Origin of the sequence: Actinomadura chibensis NBRC 106107 (assembly GCF_001552135.1) — a bacterium.
Taxonomy (GTDB): Bacteria; Actinomycetota; Actinomycetes; order Streptosporangiales; family Streptosporangiaceae; genus Spirillospora; species Spirillospora chibensis.
On sequence record NZ_BCQP01000004.1, the window covers coordinates 190,710 to 210,885 of the forward strand.

The window sequence follows — 20,176 nt, forward strand, 5'->3', positions numbered from 1 at the left end:
ACGACTCCCAACCCCCGAGACATAAGGAGACCCCCCCATGTGGTCCACGCGCACGGCGATCGCCGCCGCGGCGACGCTCGCGATCGGGCTGGCGGCCGCCGCCTGCGGCGGCGACTCGGGCGACAAGGCGACGGGCGCCGGGCAGGGCGGCTTCACCGTCCCGAAGGTGCCGATGCGGCAGTCGCTCGGGCAGGGCGAGGGCCAGGTCAACCTGGTCGCCTGGGCCGGGTACGCCGAGGACGGCTCCAACGACCCGAAGGTCGACTGGGTCACCCCGTTCGAGAAGCAGACCGGCTGCAAGGTCAACACCAAGGTCGCCGGGACGTCCGACGAGATGGTGACGCTGATGCGGACCGGCGAGTACGACGCGGTCTCCGCCTCCGGCGACGCCTCGCTGCGGCTGATCGCCTCCGGCACGGTCGCGCCCGTCAACACGAAGCTCGTCCCGAACTACGCCGACGTGTTCGCCGGGCTGAAGGCGAAGCCGTGGAACTCGGTGAACGGCGTCCCCTACGGCATCCCGCACGGGCGCGGCGCGAACCTGCTCATGTGGCGCACCGACAAGGTGAAGGCCGCGCCGGACTCGTGGGGGGCGGTGTTCGACGGGAACTCCCCGTACAAGGGCAAGGTCACGGCCTACGACTCGCCGATCTACATCGCGGACGCCGCGCTGTACCTGATGTCGGCGCGGCCGGAGCTCGGCATCAAGAACCCGTACGCGCTCGACCAGAAGCAGTTCGACGCGGCGGTCGGGCTCCTGAAGACGCAGCGCGGGCTGGTGGGGGAGTACTGGTCGGACTACACGAAGGAGGTCCAGGCGTTCAAGAGCGGCGACTCCGTCCTCGGGACGACCTGGCAGGTCATCGCGAACCTCGCCGAGGCGGAGAAGGCGCCGGTGAAGGTGGCGCTGCCGAAGGAGGGCTCCACCGGCTGGTCCGACACGTGGATGGTCGGGGCCAAGGCCAAGCACCCGAACTGCGCCTACAAGTGGATGGACTGGATCGTGTCGCCCAAGGCGAACGCGCAGGTCGCCGAGTGGTTCGGTGAGGCGCCCGCCAACGCCAAGGCGTGCGCGGAGACCTCGGACAAGAAGTTCTGCGACACCTTCCACGCCACCGACGAGACCTACTTCTCGAAGGTGCACTTCTGGACGACCCCGATCGCGCAGTGCCTCGACGGCCGCAAGGACGTCAAGTGCGTCGACTACTCCAAGTGGACCCAGGCGTGGACGACGATCAAGGGCTGACCCCGGGCCGCCGCCCGGTGCTCCGGCGCCGGGCGGCGGCCCTGCTGCACCGCCGTCCCCGGCTGCGGCTGACGCTGCTGCTGTCGGCGCCGCTCGCCTGGCTGGTCGCCGGGTACCTCGCCGCGCTCGCCGCGATCTTCCTGACGGCGTTCTGGACGACGGACGTCTTCACCGGCGAGGTCGTCCGGCGGTTCACGCTCGCGAACTTCCAGACCCTGCTGGACGAGCCCGTCTACCGGACGGTCGCGCTCCGCAGCCTCGGCGTCGCCGCCGCCGTCACCGTGATCGACGCGCTGGTCGGCGTCCCGATGGCGCTCTACATGGCCAAGGTCGCGAAGCCCCGGTACCGGCCGTACCTGGTGATCGCGATCCTGGCGCCGCTGTGGGCCGCCTACCTCGTCAAGGCGTACGCGTGGCGGGTCATGCTGGCGGAGGGCGGGCTGGTCGACGAGGCGCTGCGGCCGCTCGGGCTGTCCGGCCCCGGCTACGGGCTCACCGCGACCGTGGTCGTCCTCGCCTACCTGTGGCTGCCGTACATGATCCTGCCCGTCTACACCGGGCTGGAGCGGCTCCCGGACTCGCTGCTGGACGCCTCCGGCGACCTCGGCGCCCGGCCGCTGCGCACGCTCCGCTCCGTCGTCCTGCCGCTGGCGTTCCCGGCGCTGGTGGCGGGCTCGATCTTCACGTTCTCGCTGTCGCTCGGCGACTACATCACCGTGAAGATCGTCGGCGGGCGGCGGCAGCTGCTCGGCAACGTCGTCTACGACAACATCGGCGCCGCCAACAACCTGCCGTTCGCCGCCGCCGTCGCGACGGTCCCGGTCGTGGTGATGCTCGGCTACCTCGCCGCGGCCCGCCGCACCGGCGCGCTCAGGGAGCTCTAGATGACCTTCTCGCCCGCCGCGCGGACCGCGCTGCGCGTCCTCATGGGCCTCGGCCTCGCCGTGATCTACGTGCCGCTGCTGGTCGTGCTGATCAACTCCGTGAACGCCGACCGGGCGTTCGGGTGGCCGCCGTCCGGGTTCACCGGACGCTGGTGGACGCAGGCCATGGACAACGAGGGCGCCCGGCGGGCCGTCCTCACCAGCGTCAAGGCGGGCGTCGGGGCCACCGCCGCCGCGCTCGTCCTCGGCACCCTCGCCGCGTTCGCCGTGGCCCGGCACCGGTTCTTCGGACGCGAGGCCGTGTCGCTCGTCGTCGTCCTGCCGATCGCGCTGCCCGGCATCGTCACCGGGATCGCGCTCAGCAACGCCTTCCAGGTCGTGCTGAAGCCGCTCGGGATCGGGCTCGGCCTGTTCACCGTCATCGTCGGGCACGCCACGTTCTGCGTCGTGACGATCTACAACAACGTCCTCGCCCGGCTGCGGCGCACCGGGACCAACCTGGAGGAGGCGTCCGCCGACCTCGGCGCCGACACCTTCCAGACGTTCTGGTACGTGACGTTCCCCGCCCTGCGCTCGGCCCTGTTCGCGGGCGCGCTGCTGTCCTTCGCGCTGTCCTTCGACGAGATCATCGTGACCACGTTCACCGCCGGGCCCGGCGCCGAGACCCTCCCGATCTGGATCTTCAACAACCTCTTCCGCCCCAACCAGGCCCCAGTGGTCAACGTCCTGGCCGCGGCACTGATCGTGCTGTCGATAATCCCGATCTACCTGGCCCAGCGTCTCTCCAGCGCCTCCCGCAACATCACCTAGGACACCGGCCAAGGCCACGGGTCGTGCGGCCGGAGGGCGGTCACGCCCTCCGGCCGCACGACCCGACGGCGCAGGCGACCGCAGCGACGCCCCACACGCCCGCACAGGCAAGACAGACCGAAACGGCGGCGTGAGGATCGCCTGCGCCGCAACGGGGGTTCCAGGGGGTCGCCCCCCTGGGCTAGCGCAAGCGCTGGGAGATTTCCACCCAGCGGTCGAGGAGGGTGGTGGCGGCGCCGGAGTCGACGGCCTCGGCGGCGCGGGCGTTGGCGGCGGCGAGGGCGTCGGTCAGGTCGGCGGGGGCGGGGGCGCCCTCGTAGGCGACGATCAGGGCGGCGGCGTTCAGCAGGACCATGTCGCGGACGGGGCCCGGCCGCCCCGCGAACGTCTCGCGGGCGACGCGGCCGTTGAACGTCGCGTCGGCGCCGCGCAGGTCGTCCGGGCGCGCCGGGGGGATCCCCAGGGCGGCCGGGTCGAACGTGGTCTCGGTCGCCGTCCCGTCGCGGACCACCCACACCGTGGACGTGCCGGTCGTGGTCAGCTCGTCCAGGCCGTCGTCGCCGCGGAACACCAGGGACGAGCAGCCGCGCGCGGCGAACACGCCCGCCATGACGCCCGCCATCCGCGGGTGGAACACCCCGACCGCCTGCGCGCCGGGACGCGCCGGGTTCGTCAGCGGGCCGAGGAAGTTGAACACCGTCGGGGTGCCGAGCTCGCTCCGCGTGCGGGAGGCGTACTTCAGCGCCGGGTGGTACAGCGGCGCGAAGCAGAAGGTGATGCCGATCTCCGCGGCGATCCGCGCGGTCGACTCGGGCGGCAGGTCGATCGCGACGCCGAGGTGCTCCAGCAGGTCGGCCGCGCCGCAGGAGGACGAGGCGGCCCGGTTGCCGTGCTTCACCACCCGGACGCCCGCCGCCGCGGCCACCACGGCGGCCATCGTGGACACGTTGACGGTGTGGGCGCGGTCGCCGCCCGTCCCGACGAGGTCGGCGATGGGGCCGGGGACGTCGATGGGCGTGGCGTTGTCCATCATGCCCTCGGCGAGGCCGGTGACCTCCTCGACCGTCTCGCCCTTGGCGCGCAGCCCGACCGCGAAGCCCGCGATCTGCACGTCCGTGGCCTCCCCGGACATGATGGCGTTCATCGCCCAGGAGGTCTCCTCGCTGGTCAGCGAGTCTCCGGCGACCAGCGCGTTGAGCAGCGCCGGCCAGGTGGTGCGCGCGTCCATGTCGTGCCGTTCTCTCGGGCGCCCTACAGGGCGGGGAGGCGGGTCTCCAGGCGCTGCCGCATCAGCCCGGCGAGCGCGTTCGCGACGGCCATCGGGTCGAGCGGGAGGCTCACCACGGCGTCCGCCCGGGACCAGGTCGCGAGCCAGCCGTCGTCGCGGCGGCCGATGATCGCGAGGACCGGCGGGCAGTCGTACACCTCGTCCTTGGCCTGCCGGCACACGCCGAGGCCGCCCGCGGGCTGGGCCTCGCCGTCCACCACGAGGACGTCGATCCCGCCCTGGTCGAGCGTCTCCACCACGGCGGGCTGGGTCGCCCGCTCGACGAACTCGACCTTGGGCAGGTCGGCGGCCGGACGGCGGCCGATCGCCAGCCGGATCTGGGCGCGGGTGTTCGCGTCGTCGCTGTAGACGAGGACCTTCATCGGGCTCTCCGGGGCGGTGCTGCTCATGGACGTGAAGGGTACCGGGTCACGGGCGCGCGGGACACGCGCGGGAACCCTTGTAGGGGGGTCATGCGTCACTCACTGGATGGGGGCGCAATAATGCTGCCCGTGACAGCTTCCGCGATAGAGACAACACCTCACGCACGGGCGAACCGTCCCAATTTGGTCAGCGTGGGGACGATCGTTTGGCTGTCGTCCGAGCTGATGTTCTTCGCGGCGCTGTTCGCGATGTTCTTCACGATCCGCTCTGTGACGATCGGCCAGTCCGGGCACGACGCGTGGCCGGGCGCCCCGCTCGACCTGCCGCTGTCGTCGGTCAACACGACGATCCTGGTGCTGTCCTCCGTGACCTGCCAGATGGGCGTCTTCAAGGCGGAGGCGGGCAAGGTCGGGCGCGACGGCGGCCTGCTGAACTTCCGCCGCTGGGGGCTGCGCGAGTGGTACGTCCTCTCGTTCCTCATGGGCGCCTACTTCGTCGCGGGGCAGGGTTACGAGTACTTCAACCTCGTGACCAAGGACGGGCTGACCTTCTCGTCCTCGGCCTACGGCTCGATCTTCTACCTTGCGACCGGCTTCCACGGCCTGCACGTCATCGGCGGCCTCATCGCCTTCCTGTTCATCCTCGGCCGCACCTTCGCGGCGAAGCGGTGGACGCACGAGCAGGCGACGAGCGCGATCGTCGTGTCCTACTACTGGCACTTCGTCGACATCGTCTGGATCGGCCTGTTCTCGGCCGTCTACCTGCTCGACATGTGACAGCCCGACCACCCTGACCCACCCAAGACATGACCCGAACGGGGATTTCCGTGAAAAGGATCACCGCATGGCGACGGCGCCCGTGGGCGGGCTACGCCGTCGTGCTGGCGGCCCTGGCGGCGATCGGCGTGGTCTACGCCGGCTTCTCGCCGCGGAGTGACCGGGCCGAGGCGCAGAGCAGCGCCCAGGCCGCGCAGGACCTGAAGCACGGCCAACAGCTGTTCAACAAGAACTGCGCGAGCTGCCACGGGCTGAACGCCGAGGGCACGAAGGACGCCAAGGGCAACCCGATCGCGCCGAGCCTCATCGGCGTCGGCGCGGCGTCGGTCGACTTCCAGGTCAGCACGGGCCGCATGCCCGCGATGAACCCTGGCGCGCAGATTCCGCGCAAGGAGCCGATCCCCGACTTCAACACCTCGATCAAGACCGACTTCGAGGAGCCGGAGAAGCGCGAGGCCGCGGAGAAGCAGAAGGCCCAGGCCGAGAAGAACCTGGCCGACCTGCGCGCCTGGATCGCCTCGCTCGGCGGCGGGCCCGAGGTCCCCCCGGCCTCCGCGGTCGACCCGGACAAGGGCGACGTCGCGCTCGGCGGCAAGCTGTTCCGCACCAACTGCGCCCAGTGCCACAACTTCACCGGCCAGGGCGGCGCGCTGACCGGCGGCAAGTACGCGCCCCCGCTGTCGGGGGACGACGTCACGCCCACCCAGATGTACGAGGCGATGCTGACCGGCCCGCAGGCGATGCCGGTCTTCAACGACACGACGCTCACGCCGCAGGACAAGCAGGCGATCATCTCCTACCTGGTCAAGACGCGTGAGGAGCCGAACCCGGGCGGGAACGGCCTCGGCCGCATCGGCCCGGTGAGCGAGGGCCTCGCCGGCTGGCTGATCGGGATCGGCCTGCTGGTGCTGGCCGCCATGTGGATCACCGCGAAGAAGCCGAAGAAGCTGAAGAAGTCATGAGCGACGACAAGAACGAGACCGAGGGCGCACCGGGCCCGGGCGAGGACGGCCGCCGCCGCGAGCGCGTCATCGGCACGCCGTCCCCGGCGCGGGAGAAGGCGCTGCTCGCCGAGGACGACATCTCGGCGCCCGCGGGCGTGGGCGAGCAGCTCGACGAGGCGTCGATGAAGCGGGCGGAGCGGATCGTCGCGACGTTCTTCCTGGTCGCGTTCGCGGCCAGCGTGACGTTCATCGCCTACTTCATCGGCTGGAGCGGCCGCGACGGCGGCATGCACGGCGTGCTGCGCGCCCGCGAGTCCAACTTCTGGCTCGGCGGGACGATGGCGCTGTCGTTCCTCGCGATGGCCGTCGGCGTGACGATCTGGGTCCGCCGGCTGATGACCAGCAAGCCGATCGTCCAGGAGCGGCACGAGCTGGCCGCCGACGAGGAGTCCAGGGCGGCGTTCGCGCAGGACTTCATGGAGGGCGCCGAGGACAGCGGCATCACCAAGCGGCCGCTGCTGCGCCGCACGCTGCTGCTCGCCGCCGCGCCGCTCGGGCTGGCGCCGCTCGTCCTGCTGCGCGACCTCGGCCCGCTGCCGGAGAAGCGGCTCCGCCACACCTACTGGGGCGAGGCGGTCAAGAAGGCGCAGGCCGAGGGCAAGAAGGGCGTCCGCCTGGTGGTGGACGGCACCAACAAGCCGCTGCGGGTCAGCGACTTCTCCTCGCCCGGCGGGATGATCACCGTCCTGCCGGAGGGCATCGAGGAGGAGGTGCCCGAGGAGCAGGTGCTGACGCAGAACGCCAAGGCGGTCACCATCCTCATCAACGTCCCGCCGGACAAGTTCAAGCCCGCCAAGGGACGTGAGAACTGGCACGTCAACGGCATCGTGGCGTACTCGAAGGTCTGCACGCACGTCGGCTGCCCGGCCGCGCTGTACGAGCAGACGACGCACCACATCCTGTGCCCGTGCCACCAGTCCACGTTCGACGCCACCGACGCCGCCAAGGTCATCTTCGGCCCGGCGGCGCGGCCGCTGCCGCAGCTTCCGCTGGCCGTGGAGGACGGGTACCTCGTCGCGACCAGCGACTATCACGAGCCGGTCGGCCCGAGCTTCTGGGAGCGCGGATGAGTCAGGCGACACCTCCGAAGGCCATCGAGGGGACGCTCGGCTTCATCGACGAGCGCCTCGGCTCCACGAGCTTCTTCAGGCGGAACGTCAAGAAGGTCTTCCCGGACCACTGGTCGTTCATGCTGGGCGAGATCGCCCTGTACTCCTTCATCATCCTGCTGCTGACCGGGACGTTCCTGACGCTCTGGTTCAAGCCGAGCATGGCGGAGGTCGTGTACGACGGGTCGTACACGAAGCTGCAGGGCGTGAAGATGTCCGAGGCCTACGACTCGACGCTGCACATCAGCTTCGACGTCCGCGGCGGGCTGCTCATGCGGCAGATCCACCACTGGGCCGCGATCCTGTTCATGGCGTCGATCCTGGCGCACATGCTGCGGGTGTTCTTCACCGGCGCGTACCGCAAGCCGCGCGAGCTGAACTGGCTGATCGGCATCGGCATGTTCACGCTCGGCATGCTGGAGGGCCTGTTCGGCTACTCGCTGCCGGACGACCTGCTGTCCGGCACCGGGCTGCGCATCACGCAGGGCGTGGCGGAGTCGATCCCGCTGGTCGGCACCTACATCTACATGTTCCTGTTCGGCGGCGAGTTCCCCGGCCAGGACATCGTGCCCCGCCTGTACATGCTGCACATCCTGCTGATCCCGGCGCTGATCCTCGGCATGGTCACCGCGCACATGATGATCATGTGGCATCAGAAGCACACCGCGATGCCGGTCAAGAACCAGACCGAGCAGCAGGTGTACGGCTACCCGTTCTACCCGGTGTTCATGGCGAAGACCGGCGCGTACTTCCTGTTCACGTTCGGCGTCGTGGCGCTGCTCGGCGCGTTCGCGCAGATCAACCCGATCTGGCTGTTCGGCCCCTACGACCCGGGCGCGATCTCGTCCGGGTCCCAGCCGGACTGGTACATGGGGCCGCTCGAAGGCGCCCTGCGCATCATGCCGAACTGGGAGATCACCGCCTGGGGCCACACGCTCAGCCTGAACGTGCTGATCCCGGCGGCGGTGCCGCTCGGCATCGTGTTCGGCGGCGCGGCGGCGTGGCCGTTCGTCGAGGCGTGGGTGACCGGCGACAAGCGGCAGCACCACGTGAACACGCGGCCGCGCAACGCCCCGGTCCGCACCGCGACCGGCATGGCGGCCGTCACGTTCTACGGGCTGCTGTGGCTCGCGGGCGCCAACGACGTCCTCGCGGAGCGGTTCCACGTCTCGCTGTTCGCGACGACCTGGTTCTTCCGGGTGACGGTCTTCCTCGGGCCGCTGATCGCGTTCATCGTGACGAAGCGGATCTGCCTGGGCCTCCAGCGCAAGGACGCCGACACGATCGGGCACGGCGTGGAGTCCGGCGTCATCCTCATGTCGCCGGAGGGCAGGTTCTCCGAGCGGCACGAGGCGCCGCGCGAGGAGGAGAAGCTCGTCATCCTCTCCAAGGAGAACGCCCGCCCGGAGGCGCCCGCGCGGGACGCCAAGGGCATCCCGGCGCCCGGCAGCAAGGGCCCGATCGGGCATCTGCGCTCGCGGCTGAACCGCGCGTGGACCTTCGACGACATCCCCGTCGAGGAGCACGAGCACGGCCACGGCGACCAGAAGGCGATCGAGAGCGGGTCGGAGCAGGTCAAGCACTGATCCGGAGCTCACGGAGGCCCGGCGCCGCGATGGCGGCGCCGGGCCTTCGGCGTACGTATGCTGGCCCGCGATGAGGACGCTCTTCGTCACCAACGACTTCCCGCCCCGGCCGGGCGGGATCCAGGCGTTCGTGCACGGGCTCGCCGCGCGGCGGCCGCCCGGCTCGGTGGTCGTGTACGCCCCGGCGTGGAAGGGGGACGCCGCGTTCGACGCGGCGCAGCCGTTCCCCGTCGTCCGGCATCCGGGGTCGCTGATGCTGCCGGAGCCGGGGGTGCGGCGCCGCGCGGCGGAGATCATGCGCGCGGAGGGCTGCGACTCGGTGGTGTTCGGCGCGGCCGCGCCGCTCGGCCTGCTCGCCCCGGCGCTGCGGCGGCACGGGGCCGAGCGGCTCGTCGGGATCACGCACGGGCACGAGGCGGGCTGGGCGGCGCTGCCGGTGGCGCGCCGCCTCCTCGCCCGCATCGGGGACGACACGGACGTCCTCACCTACCTCGGCGAGTACACGCGGTCCCGGATGGCGCGGGTGCTGTCGCCGGACGCGGCGGCCCGGATGGCCCGGCTCGCCCCCGGCGTCGACGAGCAGGCGTTCCGCCCCGGCGCGGGCGGCGACGAGATCCGGGCGCGGCACGGGCTGGCGGGACGCCCGGTGGCGGTGTGCGTGTCCCGGCTGGTGCCGCGCAAGGGGCAGGACGCGCTGATCCGCGCCTGGCCGCGCGTCCAGCGGATGGTGCCGGACGCGGCGCTGCTGCTCGTCGGCGGCGGCCCGTACCGCGCCGACCTGGAGCGGCTCGCCGCGTCGTGCGGCGTGGCCGGCTCCGTCGTGTTCACCGGCGGCGTCCCGTGGGAGGAGCTGCCCGCCCACTACGACGCGGGCGACGTGTTCGCGATGCCGTGCCGGACCCGCCGCCGCGGCCTGGACGTCGAGGGCCTCGGGATCGTCTACCTGGAGGCGTCGGCGACGGGGCTGCCGGTGGTGGCGGGCGACTCGGGAGGCGCGCCCGACGCCGTCCTGGACGGGGAGACGGGCCTGGTCGTGCCGGGGCGGTCGGCGTCGCGCATCGCGGAGGCGGTCGGCGGCCTGCTCGCCGACGCCGGGCGCGCCCGCCGGATGGGGGAGCGGGGACGCGCCTGGGTCGAGCGCGACTGGCGCTGGGAGACCCAAGCGGCCCGGCTCGCGAAACTGCTCGACTGACGGGCGTCCCGCGGCGCGCTACCGGCGGCCGCCGAACTCCCAGGCGTGGATCTCGACGTCCTCGTAGCGGCCGTTCCGGGCGTACGGGTCGCCGTCCATGAGGGTCTCGGCGGCGGCGCGGTCCGGCAGCTCGACGAGGAGGACGGTGCCCGTCCGGTCGGCGCCGTCGTCGGACAGCAGCGGGCCGTAGGCGATCAGCCGGTCGCCGTAGAGGCCGTCGAGGTAGCGGTGCTGCGCCTCCGCGAGCTTGTCGTCGCCGGACGCGGCCGCCGCGCCGTGCGCGATGACGCCGTGCGCGATGACGAGGAAGCGCTCGTAGCCGGGGACCGCCGTGGCGAACTGCCACATCGTCCGGCCGAGGACGTTCCTCCAGCGGCGGATGAGGACGTCGTCGTACACGCCCGCCTTGTAGTTCGGCTCCTCGAACGCGAACTCGCGGGCGGCGGCCGGGCCGGGGAGGTCGGCGATGTGCATGCTGCCCGTCACCGTCTCGCCGTCGGCGCCGAACGTCGGGCCGCGCGCGATCAGCTCGTCGGCGTAGCGGTCCATGAACGTCCAGTGGGCCTCGGCGAGCTCCATCCGGAGCGGGAACGTGCCCGGCCTGTCGCGGCAGTAGAAGAAGTACTCCACGTCGCAGGGATCTTAGCGAGGCCCGGTCCGGCCCGAGGACCCCGCCCCCGCGCCGGTCGGCGGAGTCCTCGCGCCGGAGCCCGGCCGCGGACGCTCGCGCCGGGGACGCCCGGAATGATCCCTGTCCCGGTGATCGCCGTGTTCCGGGCGCCGCCCGCCGCTCCCGTCCGCGGCCGCTGCCGTCTGCGACGCTAGGCCCGTCCGCGACGTGCGGCGTCCCCGTTAACGAGCGTTTAAGGGGCCGATGATGCCGCGCTAAGCCGCCTTCCAGGTCCGGCCACGAACGAAATAGGGCAACGCGGTGCATGCATGGAACGTTCGGACACTGACATGATCAATGTCCGGACGGGCGGCGGCGGGCGAGCGGAGGCGGACGGGTGCGGTCTCGGGGTGTGAAGGTGCTGGCCGTCGTGCTGGCGGTGGTGCTGACGACGGGGCTCGTGGCGGGCTGGGCGTTACGCAGGCGGCGCGACCACGACACCGCCGAGCGCGTCGCCGCGCGCTACTTCGCGGCGTGGAGCAAGGGCGACCTGGACGAGATGCGCGACCTCGCCGCCGACCCGCCCGCGGACTTCGCCGCGCAGCACCGGGCGCTGTCGATCGGGCTGGCGGTCACCTCGATCGCGCTGGAGCCGCGCCCGGTCGTCCGGTCGGGCCCGGACGCCGCGCGCGCCGCCTTCACCGTCAGCCGGTCGCTCGCCGGGCACGGGACCTGGGCGTTCCCGTCGGAGCTGCGGCTCGGCCGGGTGGACGGCCGGTGGCGCGTCCTGTGGACGCCCGCGACGCTCTACCCGGGGCTGAAGGGCGCCGGGCACTGGACGATGGGCCAGGTGCGCGTCCCCGCCGTGACGCTGACCGACCGCGCCGGGCGCTCCCTCCCGGACGAGGGCCGGCTCGCCCCCTACCTGGAGGGGGTCACGTCCCGGCTGGGCGGCGAGGAGGAGCGGGTCGTGTCGGCGGTCGTCCTGCGCGACGGCGACGGCCCGCCGCAGCGCGTGAAGCTGTTCGGGACCGCGAAGGGCCGCAAGGTCCGGACGACGCTGGACCCCCGGGTGCAGGCGGCGGCGGAGAAGGCGGTGGCGGGCGCGCCGGGGCGGGCGGCGATCGTGGCCGTCCGGCCGTCCAGCGGCGAGATCGCCGCCGTGGCGGACGGCCTCGGCGGGCTCGGCGCCTTCGTCGGCGGCTACCCGCCCGGCTCGACGTTCAAGGTGGTGACGGCGGGCGCGCTCGTCGCGGCCGGCGCGGACGCCGGGACCGGCGCCGACTGCCCGGCCTCGACGGTCACGGCGCAGCGCACGATCCGCAACGACGAGGGGCACGCGCTCGGCCGGACGACGCTGCGGGACGCGTTCGCCGCGTCCTGCAACACCACGTTCGCGCGGCTCGCGGTCGAGCGGCTCGGCCCGGCGAAGCTCGCGGCGTCCGCCCGCCGCTTCGGGTTCGGCACGCGGATCACGCCGGGCGCCGACGCCGCGGACGGCGGCTTCCCCGACCCGCGCAGCGGCGCGGAGCTGGCGGAGGCGGCGATCGGGCAGGGCCGCGTCCTCGCGAGCCCGCTGCTGATGGCGTCGGTCGCCGCCGCCGTGGCGGACGGCTCGTGGCGCTCCCCCCGGCTGCTGGCGCCGGACCTCGTCCGCGCGGGCGGGGGAGCGGTGCCCGCGCCGCGCCCGGTCCCGGGGACGGCCGCGCTCCGCGCGATGATGCGGGCGGTCGTCACGGGCGGCACGGCGGCCGGCGCGGGGCTCCCGGACGGGACGTCCGGCAAGACCGGCACCGCCGAGATCGCCGACGGCCCCCCGCACGCCTGGTTCATCGGCTTCCGCGACGGCCTCGCCTTCGCGGTGTTCGTCGAGATGGGCGGCTCCGGCCCGAAGGTCGCCGCGCCGCTCGCCGCCCGCTTCCTGACCGCCCTCCACTGACCGTCCTTCGCCGGCCGTCCGAAATTCGCCGCCGGACCGGTGAACGCGCCGCGGCGCCCGCGCGTACCGCTGATGAGGGCCGAACGGCCGCGGGACGGCGTCCGCACGGTTTTTCGCTCCAACCGGCACCCGGGTGGCTCCGGGGGCGTATGCTCCCGGAGTGATCGGGCGGGTTCCCCGGAACCCGCCGCGGGGAAAGCGGTGGGAGCGAGCGGGCTCCCGAGCCGCCGCCCCCCATGTCTCAGCGGGACGGCCGCCAGGCGACGAGCCGGGCGGCCCGGAGCCGACCGGCGTTCGCCGAGCCCTCCGCCTCCTCCACAGGAGAGGGCATGGCGCGACGCGATTTCGGGCATGCGTCCCGGCGGAACACGCATGCTTCACCGTGGGCGGAGACGCCCGCGCGCCCCTCGTCGAGACCCGAGCCCCCGCGGGGGCCCCGGTCGGAGGAGCCGCAGTGGCCCGAGGGGTCCTGGTGGTCCGAGCAGCCGGACTGGTCCGAGCGCGGCCGGAGGTCGGCGCGCCGCGAGCCGACCCGGCGCGACATCAAACGGCACGAGCAGCGCGGGCGCGGCCGGCAGGCGCGTGACGAGGACCGGCCGCGCACCCCCTGGCCCGGCCCGGCGCCGGGCGCGGGGCCGGGTGAGCCGTCCGACGACCGGTTCGGCGCGCGCAACCGCCCCCCGTCCGGCGGCGGCGCCGGGACGCGGCGCTTCGACGCCCGCACGCCCCAGCCCCAGCCCCCGTCACCGCCCACGCCGCCTCCCGCCCCGCCGAGGGCCCGGCCCGCCGCCGCGTTCGACGCGCGCGCCGCGGGCGCGGGCCCCCGGCCGGACCGTTCCCGCGAGTTCCCCCAGCGCGGACGCTCCCGGCGGCGGCCCGAACGCTGGACGCAAGAGCGGCGGGCCCGCTCCGCGCAGCCCGCCCCCGGACGGCCCGCCCGCCGGACGGCGGCGGCGCGGCCCGGCCCGAAGGCGAGGCCGCGGCGCGGGAGGCGGCCCGCCGACCGGATGGGGATCGGCGCGATCGTGCTGTCCACCGCCGTCGGGCTGTCCCTGCTCGGCATCGCCGAACGCGCGCTGCTGGACGGCGCGCCGGTCGGCGACGCGTCCGGCACGGTCGGCTCGCAGCGCGCGATCCCCCCGGCGCGGCGCGGCGGCGTCCCGGCCCGGCCGCCCCGGCAGTCGCCGCGGCCCGGGCAGAACGGGACGCCCGCGACGCCCGCCGCGCCCGACCTGAAGGTCCTCGCCGCGCGGGTGCGCGAGCTGACGCTGGCGCAGCGCGGCGCCGCCGCCCGGCAGGCGTACGGCGCGGCGCCCACCGCCGCCCCGGTCGTCGGCGCCACCCACACGAGCGCGGACAGGACCTGGGTGCTCGGGACGACCGCGATCCCCGTCCCCGACACGAGCACCGCGAACCCCGAGGTCGCCTTCTACGCCGCCCGCTGGACGGGACGCGAGTGGCAGGTCGGCCTCTCCGGCGCCCGCGTCTTCGACGGCCTGCTCAGGACGGCCCCGCCCGGCGTCATGCCCGCCGCCGAGACGGCCGCCCTGCGCCGGTACGCGGCGCTCACCGCGCAGCAGGCCACCGCGCTCGTCAACGGGACGCGGACCGGCGACAGGCTGATGCTGCCGTGGAAGGTCGGCGACTCGTGGTCGATGACGACCGCCGACGACACCGGGTCCGCGCGCCCGCTCGGGTCGCTGGCGTTCGCGGGCGGGGACGGCCGCGTCCTCGCCGCGGGCGCCGGGCGCCTCTACCGGTTCTGCGCCGACTCCGCCGGACGCGCCATGGCCGTCGTGATCCACCCGAGCGGCGTCGCCACCACCTACTACCACCTGCGGACCGGGCCGAAGCCCGGCGACGGCGCCGCCGTGCGGCAGGGCGCGCCGCTCGGCCGCACCGGCACCGACCGGCCGTGCGGCGGGGCCGCCGCGCCCGACGCCGACGTCGCGTTCGGCGTGCGCCGCGCGCTCGGACCGGTCCCGCTGGACGGCGCGCGGCTCGGCGGCTGGACGTTCCGGGAGCGGGCCAAGCCCCTCCTCGGCTTCGCCGAGCGCGGCGTCCTCCAGGTGCTGCCGGGGGCGCTGCTCGCCAACCTCGGACCGGTCCCCCCGGCCGAGGACGACCCGCCGCCGGCCCCGCCGACCCCCGGCGCCGAGCCGAAGGGCGGCGCGGGACCGGCCGCCGACCCGGCGGCCGGGGCCAACTAGAAGAGGAGCAGGAGCGGTGCGTATCCGCAACAGTGATGATCCCGCGGTGCCCGGCTGGGTGCTGCGCGTGGTGCTCGTCGGCGCCGTGCTGGTGCTGGCCGGTTCGGCGACCCCGCAGGGCGCCGTCGCGGTCGCGAACGTGCAGTACTTCCTCAACTTCTACGCGGGCGTGTTCGCGCTCGTCGCCTACACGACGGCCGTGATGAGCGGGCTGCTGGCGACCGAGCGGCTGATCCTGAAGATCCGGCACCGGGTGCTCGCGCAGGCGCTGCACCGGGCGTCCGCCGTGGTCGCGACGGCGATGCTGGTCGCGCACGTGACGGTGAAGGTCATGGCGGGGCTCGCGGTGCCCGCGCAGGCGGTCGTCCCGTCGGCGGGGCCGATCGGGATCGGCACGGTCGCCGCGGACCTGCTGGTGCTCGTGGTGATCACCGGGATGCTGCGGGCCCGGTTCGCGTTCCGCGGCAAGGCGTGGGTGTGGCGCTCGACGCACGTGCTCGCCTACGTCGCGTGGCCGATGGCGATCGTGCACGGGCTGATCACCGGGCGGCCCGCCGCGCCGTGGGTCGTGCTCTCCTACGTGATGAGCGTGGTCTTCGTCGTGCTGGCGCTGATCACCCGGCTGATCGTGGTGGTGAAGCCGCGGGACGTGCGGGTCGCGGGCGAGGGGTTCGGCGCGTACGGCCGCCCGGACGGCGCGGGCCGCGCCCGGGACCGGCGCGCCATGGCCGCCCGCGACCACGAGGAGGGGCGCGCCGCCGCGATGGCCCGCGCCCGCGCGGCGGGCGACTTCTCCGACCCGCGCGGCACCGTCTCCGACCCGAGGGGGATGCCCCTGGCGGGCGGCGGTGACGCCGAGGTCCCGCGATGAGCCGGGCCGTCACGGTCTCCGGGATCGGCGGGCCCCGGCTGACGCTCGGGTTCGACCGGTTCGACCGGCTGGACCTCGACCGGCACCTCGCCGTGCACGGCCGGCTCCGCGCCCCCGACCTGGACGACCTCGTCCGCATGGCGGAGCAGGTCGACCTGCGCGGGCGCGGCGGCGCGGGGTTCCCGTTCGCCCGCAAGCTGATGGCCGTGGCGGCGCGGGTGAAGTACCCGACGACCGACCCGCCGCCGCTGCTGCCCGGCGAGAAGAGCGACTCGCGCGGCTCCGCCGAGGACGTCGTCGTCGTGGTGAACGGCGCCGAGGGCGAGCCCGGCAGCGCCAAGGACAAGGTGCTGCTCGGCCGGGCGCCGCACCTCGTCCTCGACGGGGCGCAGATCGCGGCGTCCGCGCTCGGCACGCAGCGGATCGTGGTCGCGGTCGAGGACGACGAGGCCGCCCGCTCGGTCCGCGCGGCGATCAGCGAGCGGCGGATGCCGGCCCGGATCGTCCGGCTGACCGAGCGGTTCATCTCCGGGGAGAGCGGCGCGGTGGTCCGCGCGATCAACGGGGAGACGCCGATCCCGCCGGGGGTGAAGGTCCGCGCGTCGGAGTCCGGGGTGGACGGCTGCCCGACGCTGCTGTCCAACACCGAGACGTTCGCGCAGCTCGCCGTGCTGGTGTCGCTCGGCCCCGACCTGTACGCCTCGGCCGGGACCGAGGACGAGCCCGGCACCACCCTGCTCACCGTCGGCGGCACGCAGGTCGTGGAGGCGCCGCTCGGCACGCCGCTGCCCGCCGTCCTCGACCAGTGCGGGGCGGACCCGTCGCCGGGCGTCCTCGTCGGCGGCTACCACGGGATGTGGCTCGACGCGGCCGGGGTGTCGCGCGCCGTCCTGTCGCGCGCGGGGATGCGCCGCGTCGGCGGGACGGTCGGCGCCGGCATCATCCTGCCGCTCACCCGGGGCACCTGCCCGCTCGGCGAGGTCACCCGGATCGCCGCGTACATGGCCGCGCAGTCCGCCGGGCAGTGCGGGCCGTGCCGGCTCGGGCTGCCCGACGTCGTCCGGTCGCTGAACGCGCTTACCGAGGGGGCCGGGACGGTCGAGGACGTCCGCCGCGCCGCGGGCGTCGGGCGCGGCCGGGGCGCCTGCACCCACCCGGACGGGACGGCCCGGTTCGTCCTGTCCGCGATGGAGGCGTTCGGCGCGGACATCGACGCGCACCGCTGGGGCGGCGGCTGCGGCCTGTCGACCTACGGGGTGCTGCCGCTGCCGGTGCCGGACGGCACGGAGGTGCGGGTCGCGATCGACTGGAGCCGCTGCGACGGGCACGGGCTGTGCGCCTACCTCGTCCCGGAGCTGATCCAGCTCGACCGGCACGGCTTCCCCGTGGTGCTCGGCACGGACGTTCCGGCGTGGCTGGAGAAGGACGTGCAGAAGGCCGTCGCGATGTGCCCGGCACTGGCGCTGCGCGTGGTCGGAGGAGTCTGAGAAAAAGCGCGGGGGGAGTGAACCCCGGAACCGGTGCGGTGCGTATTGGAGGCCGAACCCGCGCCGTGTCCGTCGAGAGGTCCTCGGAAGGAGGAAGAATTTCCCTTGAGGAAATCCTACGGAATCGCCGAAACGCGCTCGCGCCCGCGCGCCGGCCGGGGACGCGTGGTTCTGGTCGTGCTCGCCGCGGCCGCCGTCGCGGCGGCCTTCGCGGTCGTCATGAACCCGAACGGGGTGACGGCGAGCAGCGCGGCCAACAACCTGGGCGGCACCGTGAAGACGCGCTGGGGGCCGCTGAGCACCCTGGACCGGCAGTTGCTCGTCAAGGTGCGGCAGGCGGGCCTGTGGGAGATGCCCGCAGGTCAGCAGGCCCAGCAGCGGGCGGCGACGCCCCGCGTGCGGGAGGTCGGCGAGATCATCAACCAGCAGCACCTGCAGCTGGACGCCGACACCCGCGCCACCGCGCAGCGGCTCGGCGTGCTCTTGCCGAGCGAGCCGAACGGGAGCCAGAAGAGCTGGCTGCGGGAGATGTCCGGCAAATACGGGATCGATTTCGACAAGACGTTCGTGCTGCGGCTGCGCGCCGCGCACGGGCAGGTCTTCACGGTCATCGCGAAGGTCCGCGCGCAGAGCGAGAACACCGAGATCCGCGCGTTCGCCGAGCGGTGCCTGAAATTCGTCAACACGCACATGTCACTGCTGGAGAGCACCGGCCTGGTACCCAGGCGCGCCCTGCACTGACATCTTTCCCACCCCGCAAAAGGGAGCACCTTTCCATGGGACATAAGAAAAAGGTCTTCGCCGCGCTCATCCCGGCGGTCGCCCTCGCCACGGCGGTGAGCCAGGCGGCGGCCGGGACCGCGCTCGCGCAGCAGGGCCGGACCCTCCAGGGGCCGGGGCGGCTGACGGCCGCCCCGTCCGCGGAGCCGCCCGCCGACCCGTCGGCCGGGCCGCCCGCCGACCCGTCCGCGGACCCGTCGGCCGATCCGTCCGCCGACCCTCCGGCGGACCCGTCCGCCGACCCGTCCGCGCCCCCTCAGGACCCAGGCGGGGGCGGGCAGGCGGGCGGCGCGCCGCCGCCCGCGCGGAGCCAGGTGAAGCAGGGGCCGCGCCGCGACCAGTTCGTCGACATCCGGCGGGCCCCGCGCGTGCAGACGCCGCGCGCCTCCCGGGGCGGGTCGACCGGCGTGTTCTCGGTCAACTGCGGGACGAACGAGGGCCAGGCGCACAGCAACCCGGACAACGTCGTCGCCGCGCCCGGCGTCGTGAACGGCGCGCACCACATCCACGACTACGTCGGCAACCTCGACACCGACGCGTTCTCCACCGACGAGACCCTCGCCGCCGCCGGGACGACCTGCACCAACGGCGACAAGTCGACGTACTTCTGGCCGGTGCTGCGGCTGCGCTCGGGCCAGGACGACTCCGAGCGCGCCGGGCAGAGCAAGATCGACGGGAACGTCGGCAGCGTCGTCGAGCCGTCCTCGGTGAAGCTCCAGTTCCTCGGGAACGCGCGCGCGAAGGTGCGGGCGATGCCGCAGTTCCTGCGGATGGCGACCGGCGACGCGAAGTCCGCGACGAACGGACTCGCCAACGCGAACGCGCTGTGGTCGTGCAGCGGGTTCCAGAGCCGGGGCTTCACCGACAAGTACCCGCTCTGCCCGCGCGGCAGCCAGGTGCTGCGCGTGCTGAACTTCGCGGGCTGCTGGGACGGTCAGAACACCGACAGCGCCAACCACCGCACGCACGTCTCCTTCGCCGACAAGAGGACGGGCCAGTGCCCGCAGGGGACGGTCGCCATCCCGCAGTTGCGGATGACGCTCAGCTACCGGGTGCCCGCGCGGGCGCTGGCGTTCGCGCTCGACTCGTTCCCCGAGCAGGGGCACGACCCGGTGACCGACCACGGCGACTTCATCAACGTGATGGGGCAGCGGCTGATGCGGCAGGCCGTCACCGCGATCAACTCCGGCCGCCGCCGCTGAGCGCGTCCGGGAGGCCCGGACCGTCCGGGGGCGACCCGGTATGCGCGGCCGGCGCGGGCGCCGCCGGTGGTCGCGGCGGCGCCCGCACCGGCCGCGTCGGCGCGACGCGGGGGCGCCGGGGTCCCTACGATCGCGGTATGGACATCGTGATCGCGGGCGGGCACGGCAAGATCGCGCTGCGGCTCTCCCGGCTGCTGGCGGCGCGCGGGGACGCGGTGCGGAGCATCGTCCGCAACCCCGCCCACGCGGGGGACGTGCGGGACGCGGGCGCCGTCCCGGTCGTGTGCGACCTGGAGACGGCCGACGCCGGCGAGGTCGCCGAGCACGCGACCGGCGCGGACGCGGTCGTGTTCGCCGCGGGCGCCGGGCCCGGCAGCGGCGCCGCCCGCAAGGACACCGTCGACCGCGGCGCGTCGGTGCTGATGGCGGACGCCGCCGAGCGCGCGGGCGTGCGCGGCTTCGTGCAGATCTCCGCGATGGGCGCGGGCGAGCCGCCCGCCCCGGGCCGCGACGACGTCTGGGCCGCCTACATCCGCGCCAAGGGCGAGGCCGAGGACGACCTGCGCCGCCGCGACGCGCTCGACTGGCTGATCCTGCGCCCCGGGCGGCTCACCGACGACCCGCCCACCGGGCTCGTCACGCTCGCGGAGCCGCCCGCCGGGCGCGACGTGGTGACCCGCGGCGACGTGGCGGCGGTGATCGTGGCGCTGCTCGACGCCGACGACGTCCGCCGCCGGACGCTCGACCTGCTGAACGGCCCGACCCGGATCGAGGACGCGGTCGCCGCGCTCCGCCCCGCCCTCGGCGCCTGACCCCGGG

Annotated in this window: 18 protein-coding genes; 15 read left to right on the top strand and 3 right to left on the bottom strand. The window is 74.1% G+C overall.

Translation table 11 applies throughout. From position 1 onward, the window contains the following. Window positions 1-37 precede the first annotated feature (37 nt). The 3 genes from ACH01S_RS02740 to ACH01S_RS02750 are packed head-to-tail and all read left to right on the top strand — an operon-like array spanning window position 38 to window position 2,940. Window positions 38-1,246 (top strand): ABC transporter substrate-binding protein, encoded by a 1,209-nt coding sequence (locus tag ACH01S_RS02740; RefSeq protein ID WP_067884924.1) that lies wholly within the window; start codon window positions 38-40, stop codon window positions 1,244-1,246. Then, a complete protein-coding gene (locus ACH01S_RS02745) occupies window positions 1,225-2,130 on the top strand; it encodes an ABC transporter permease (protein ID WP_218010122.1) in 906 nt (301 codons plus the stop codon). The genes ACH01S_RS02740 and ACH01S_RS02745 overlap by 22 nt, the downstream gene beginning before the upstream one ends. Then, window positions 2,131-2,940, top strand: a complete 810-nt coding sequence (locus ACH01S_RS02750; RefSeq protein WP_067884928.1) for an ABC transporter permease — start codon at window positions 2,131-2,133, stop codon at window positions 2,938-2,940. Window positions 2,941-3,121: 181 nt separating this feature from the next. On the opposite strand, the gene trpD is transcribed toward ACH01S_RS02750, so the two are convergent. Next, on the bottom strand, window positions 3,122-4,168 hold the full coding sequence (trpD, locus tag ACH01S_RS02755; RefSeq protein WP_067884930.1) for an anthranilate phosphoribosyltransferase: 1,047 nt from the start codon (window positions 4,166-4,168) through the stop codon (window positions 3,122-3,124). Between the two features lie 23 nt (window positions 4,169-4,191). Continuing rightward, window positions 4,192-4,617 (bottom strand): type 2 periplasmic-binding domain-containing protein, encoded by a 426-nt coding sequence (locus ACH01S_RS02760; protein ID WP_067884932.1) that lies wholly within the window; start codon window positions 4,615-4,617, stop codon window positions 4,192-4,194. Window positions 4,618-4,710: 93 nt separating this feature from the next. Between ACH01S_RS02760 and ctaE the strand changes: the two genes are divergently transcribed. From ctaE to ACH01S_RS02785, 5 genes are all read left to right on the top strand, one after another. After that, window positions 4,711-5,367: an aa3-type cytochrome oxidase subunit III gene (gene ctaE / locus ACH01S_RS02765; RefSeq protein ID WP_342787047.1), complete on the top strand. Its 657-nt coding sequence runs from the start codon at window positions 4,711-4,713 to the stop codon at window positions 5,365-5,367. 50 nt (window positions 5,368-5,417) lie between these two features. Continuing rightward, window positions 5,418-6,329, top strand: a complete 912-nt coding sequence (gene qcrC / locus ACH01S_RS02770; RefSeq protein ID WP_067884934.1) for a cytochrome bc1 complex diheme cytochrome c subunit — start codon at window positions 5,418-5,420, stop codon at window positions 6,327-6,329. Next, entirely contained in the window at window positions 6,326-7,441 is a 1,116-nt protein-coding gene (gene qcrA / locus ACH01S_RS02775) for a cytochrome bc1 complex Rieske iron-sulfur subunit (protein ID WP_067884936.1), read from the top strand. The genes qcrC and qcrA overlap by 4 nt, the downstream gene beginning before the upstream one ends. Beyond that, entirely contained in the window at window positions 7,438-9,066 is a 1,629-nt protein-coding gene (gene qcrB / locus ACH01S_RS02780) for a cytochrome bc1 complex cytochrome b subunit (RefSeq protein WP_067884938.1), read from the top strand. Before qcrA ends, qcrB begins: the two co-directional genes overlap by 4 nt. A 70-nt stretch (window positions 9,067-9,136) precedes the next feature. Further along, window positions 9,137-10,258 (top strand): glycosyltransferase family 4 protein, encoded by a 1,122-nt coding sequence (locus tag ACH01S_RS02785; protein WP_067884940.1) that lies wholly within the window; start codon window positions 9,137-9,139, stop codon window positions 10,256-10,258. An 18-nt stretch (window positions 10,259-10,276) separates the two neighbouring features. Here ACH01S_RS02785 and ACH01S_RS02790 read toward each other — a convergent pair whose 3' ends face one another. Continuing rightward, a complete protein-coding gene (locus tag ACH01S_RS02790) occupies window positions 10,277-10,888 on the bottom strand; it encodes a YciI family protein (RefSeq protein ID WP_067884942.1) in 612 nt (203 codons plus the stop codon). A 377-nt stretch (window positions 10,889-11,265) separates the two neighbouring features. On the opposite strand from ACH01S_RS02790, the gene ACH01S_RS02795 reads away from it, so the two are divergent. From ACH01S_RS02795 to ACH01S_RS02825, 7 genes are all read left to right on the top strand, one after another. Beyond that, on the top strand, window positions 11,266-12,807 hold the full coding sequence (locus ACH01S_RS02795; protein WP_083980233.1) for a penicillin-binding transpeptidase domain-containing protein: 1,542 nt from the start codon (window positions 11,266-11,268) through the stop codon (window positions 12,805-12,807). Between the two features lie 329 nt (window positions 12,808-13,136). Next, on the top strand, window positions 13,137-15,017 hold the full coding sequence (locus ACH01S_RS02800; RefSeq protein ID WP_067884946.1) for a M23 family metallopeptidase: 1,881 nt from the start codon (window positions 13,137-13,139) through the stop codon (window positions 15,015-15,017). 16 nt (window positions 15,018-15,033) lie between these two features. Continuing rightward, entirely contained in the window at window positions 15,034-15,888 is an 855-nt protein-coding gene (locus ACH01S_RS02805; protein WP_148344435.1) for a ferric reductase-like transmembrane domain-containing protein, read from the top strand. Continuing rightward, a complete protein-coding gene (locus ACH01S_RS02810) occupies window positions 15,885-17,375 on the top strand; it encodes an NADH-quinone oxidoreductase subunit NuoF family protein (RefSeq protein WP_067884950.1) in 1,491 nt (496 codons plus the stop codon). Before ACH01S_RS02805 ends, ACH01S_RS02810 begins: the two co-directional genes overlap by 4 nt. Before the next feature lie 165 nt (window positions 17,376-17,540). Next, window positions 17,541-18,116 carry a DUF4142 domain-containing protein gene (locus ACH01S_RS02815; RefSeq protein WP_246236746.1) on the top strand — a complete coding sequence of 192 codons (576 nt, stop codon included), beginning with the start codon at window positions 17,541-17,543 and terminating at the stop codon, window positions 18,114-18,116. Window positions 18,117-18,151: 35 nt separating this feature from the next. Further along, a complete protein-coding gene (locus ACH01S_RS02820) occupies window positions 18,152-19,357 on the top strand; it encodes a DUF1996 domain-containing protein (protein ID WP_067884954.1) in 1,206 nt (401 codons plus the stop codon). A gap of 137 nt (window positions 19,358-19,494) precedes the next feature. Beyond that, window positions 19,495-20,169: an NAD(P)H-binding protein gene (locus tag ACH01S_RS02825; RefSeq protein ID WP_067884956.1), complete on the top strand. Its 675-nt coding sequence runs from the start codon at window positions 19,495-19,497 to the stop codon at window positions 20,167-20,169. The last annotated feature ends 7 nt before the right edge of the window (window positions 20,170-20,176 follow it).

Bases quoted from the DNA above. Each gene is read 5' to 3' on its own strand.
- ACH01S_RS02740 (WP_067884924.1), top strand. From the start codon at position 38: ATGTGGTCCACGCGCACGGCGATCGCCGCCGCGGCGACGCTCGCGATC.
- ACH01S_RS02750 (WP_067884928.1), top strand. From the start codon at position 2,131: ATGACCTTCTCGCCCGCCGCGCGGACCGCGCTGCGCGTCCTCATGGGC.
- trpD (WP_067884930.1), bottom strand. From the start codon at position 4,168: ATGGACGCGCGCACCACCTGGCCGGCGCTGCTCAACGCGCTGGTCGCC.
- ACH01S_RS02760 (WP_067884932.1), bottom strand. From the start codon at position 4,617: ATGAGCAGCACCGCCCCGGAGAGCCCGATGAAGGTCCTCGTCTACAGC.
- ctaE (WP_342787047.1), top strand. From the start codon at position 4,711: ATGCTGCCCGTGACAGCTTCCGCGATAGAGACAACACCTCACGCACGG.
- qcrA (WP_067884936.1), top strand. From the start codon at position 6,326: ATGAGCGACGACAAGAACGAGACCGAGGGCGCACCGGGCCCGGGCGAG.
- qcrB (WP_067884938.1), top strand. From the start codon at position 7,438: ATGAGTCAGGCGACACCTCCGAAGGCCATCGAGGGGACGCTCGGCTTC.
- ACH01S_RS02785 (WP_067884940.1), top strand. From the start codon at position 9,137: ATGAGGACGCTCTTCGTCACCAACGACTTCCCGCCCCGGCCGGGCGGG.
- ACH01S_RS02800 (WP_067884946.1), top strand. From the start codon at position 13,137: ATGGCGCGACGCGATTTCGGGCATGCGTCCCGGCGGAACACGCATGCT.
- ACH01S_RS02810 (WP_067884950.1), top strand. From the start codon at position 15,885: ATGAGCCGGGCCGTCACGGTCTCCGGGATCGGCGGGCCCCGGCTGACG.
- ACH01S_RS02820 (WP_067884954.1), top strand. From the start codon at position 18,152: ATGGGACATAAGAAAAAGGTCTTCGCCGCGCTCATCCCGGCGGTCGCC.
- ACH01S_RS02825 (WP_067884956.1), top strand. From the start codon at position 19,495: ATGGACATCGTGATCGCGGGCGGGCACGGCAAGATCGCGCTGCGGCTC.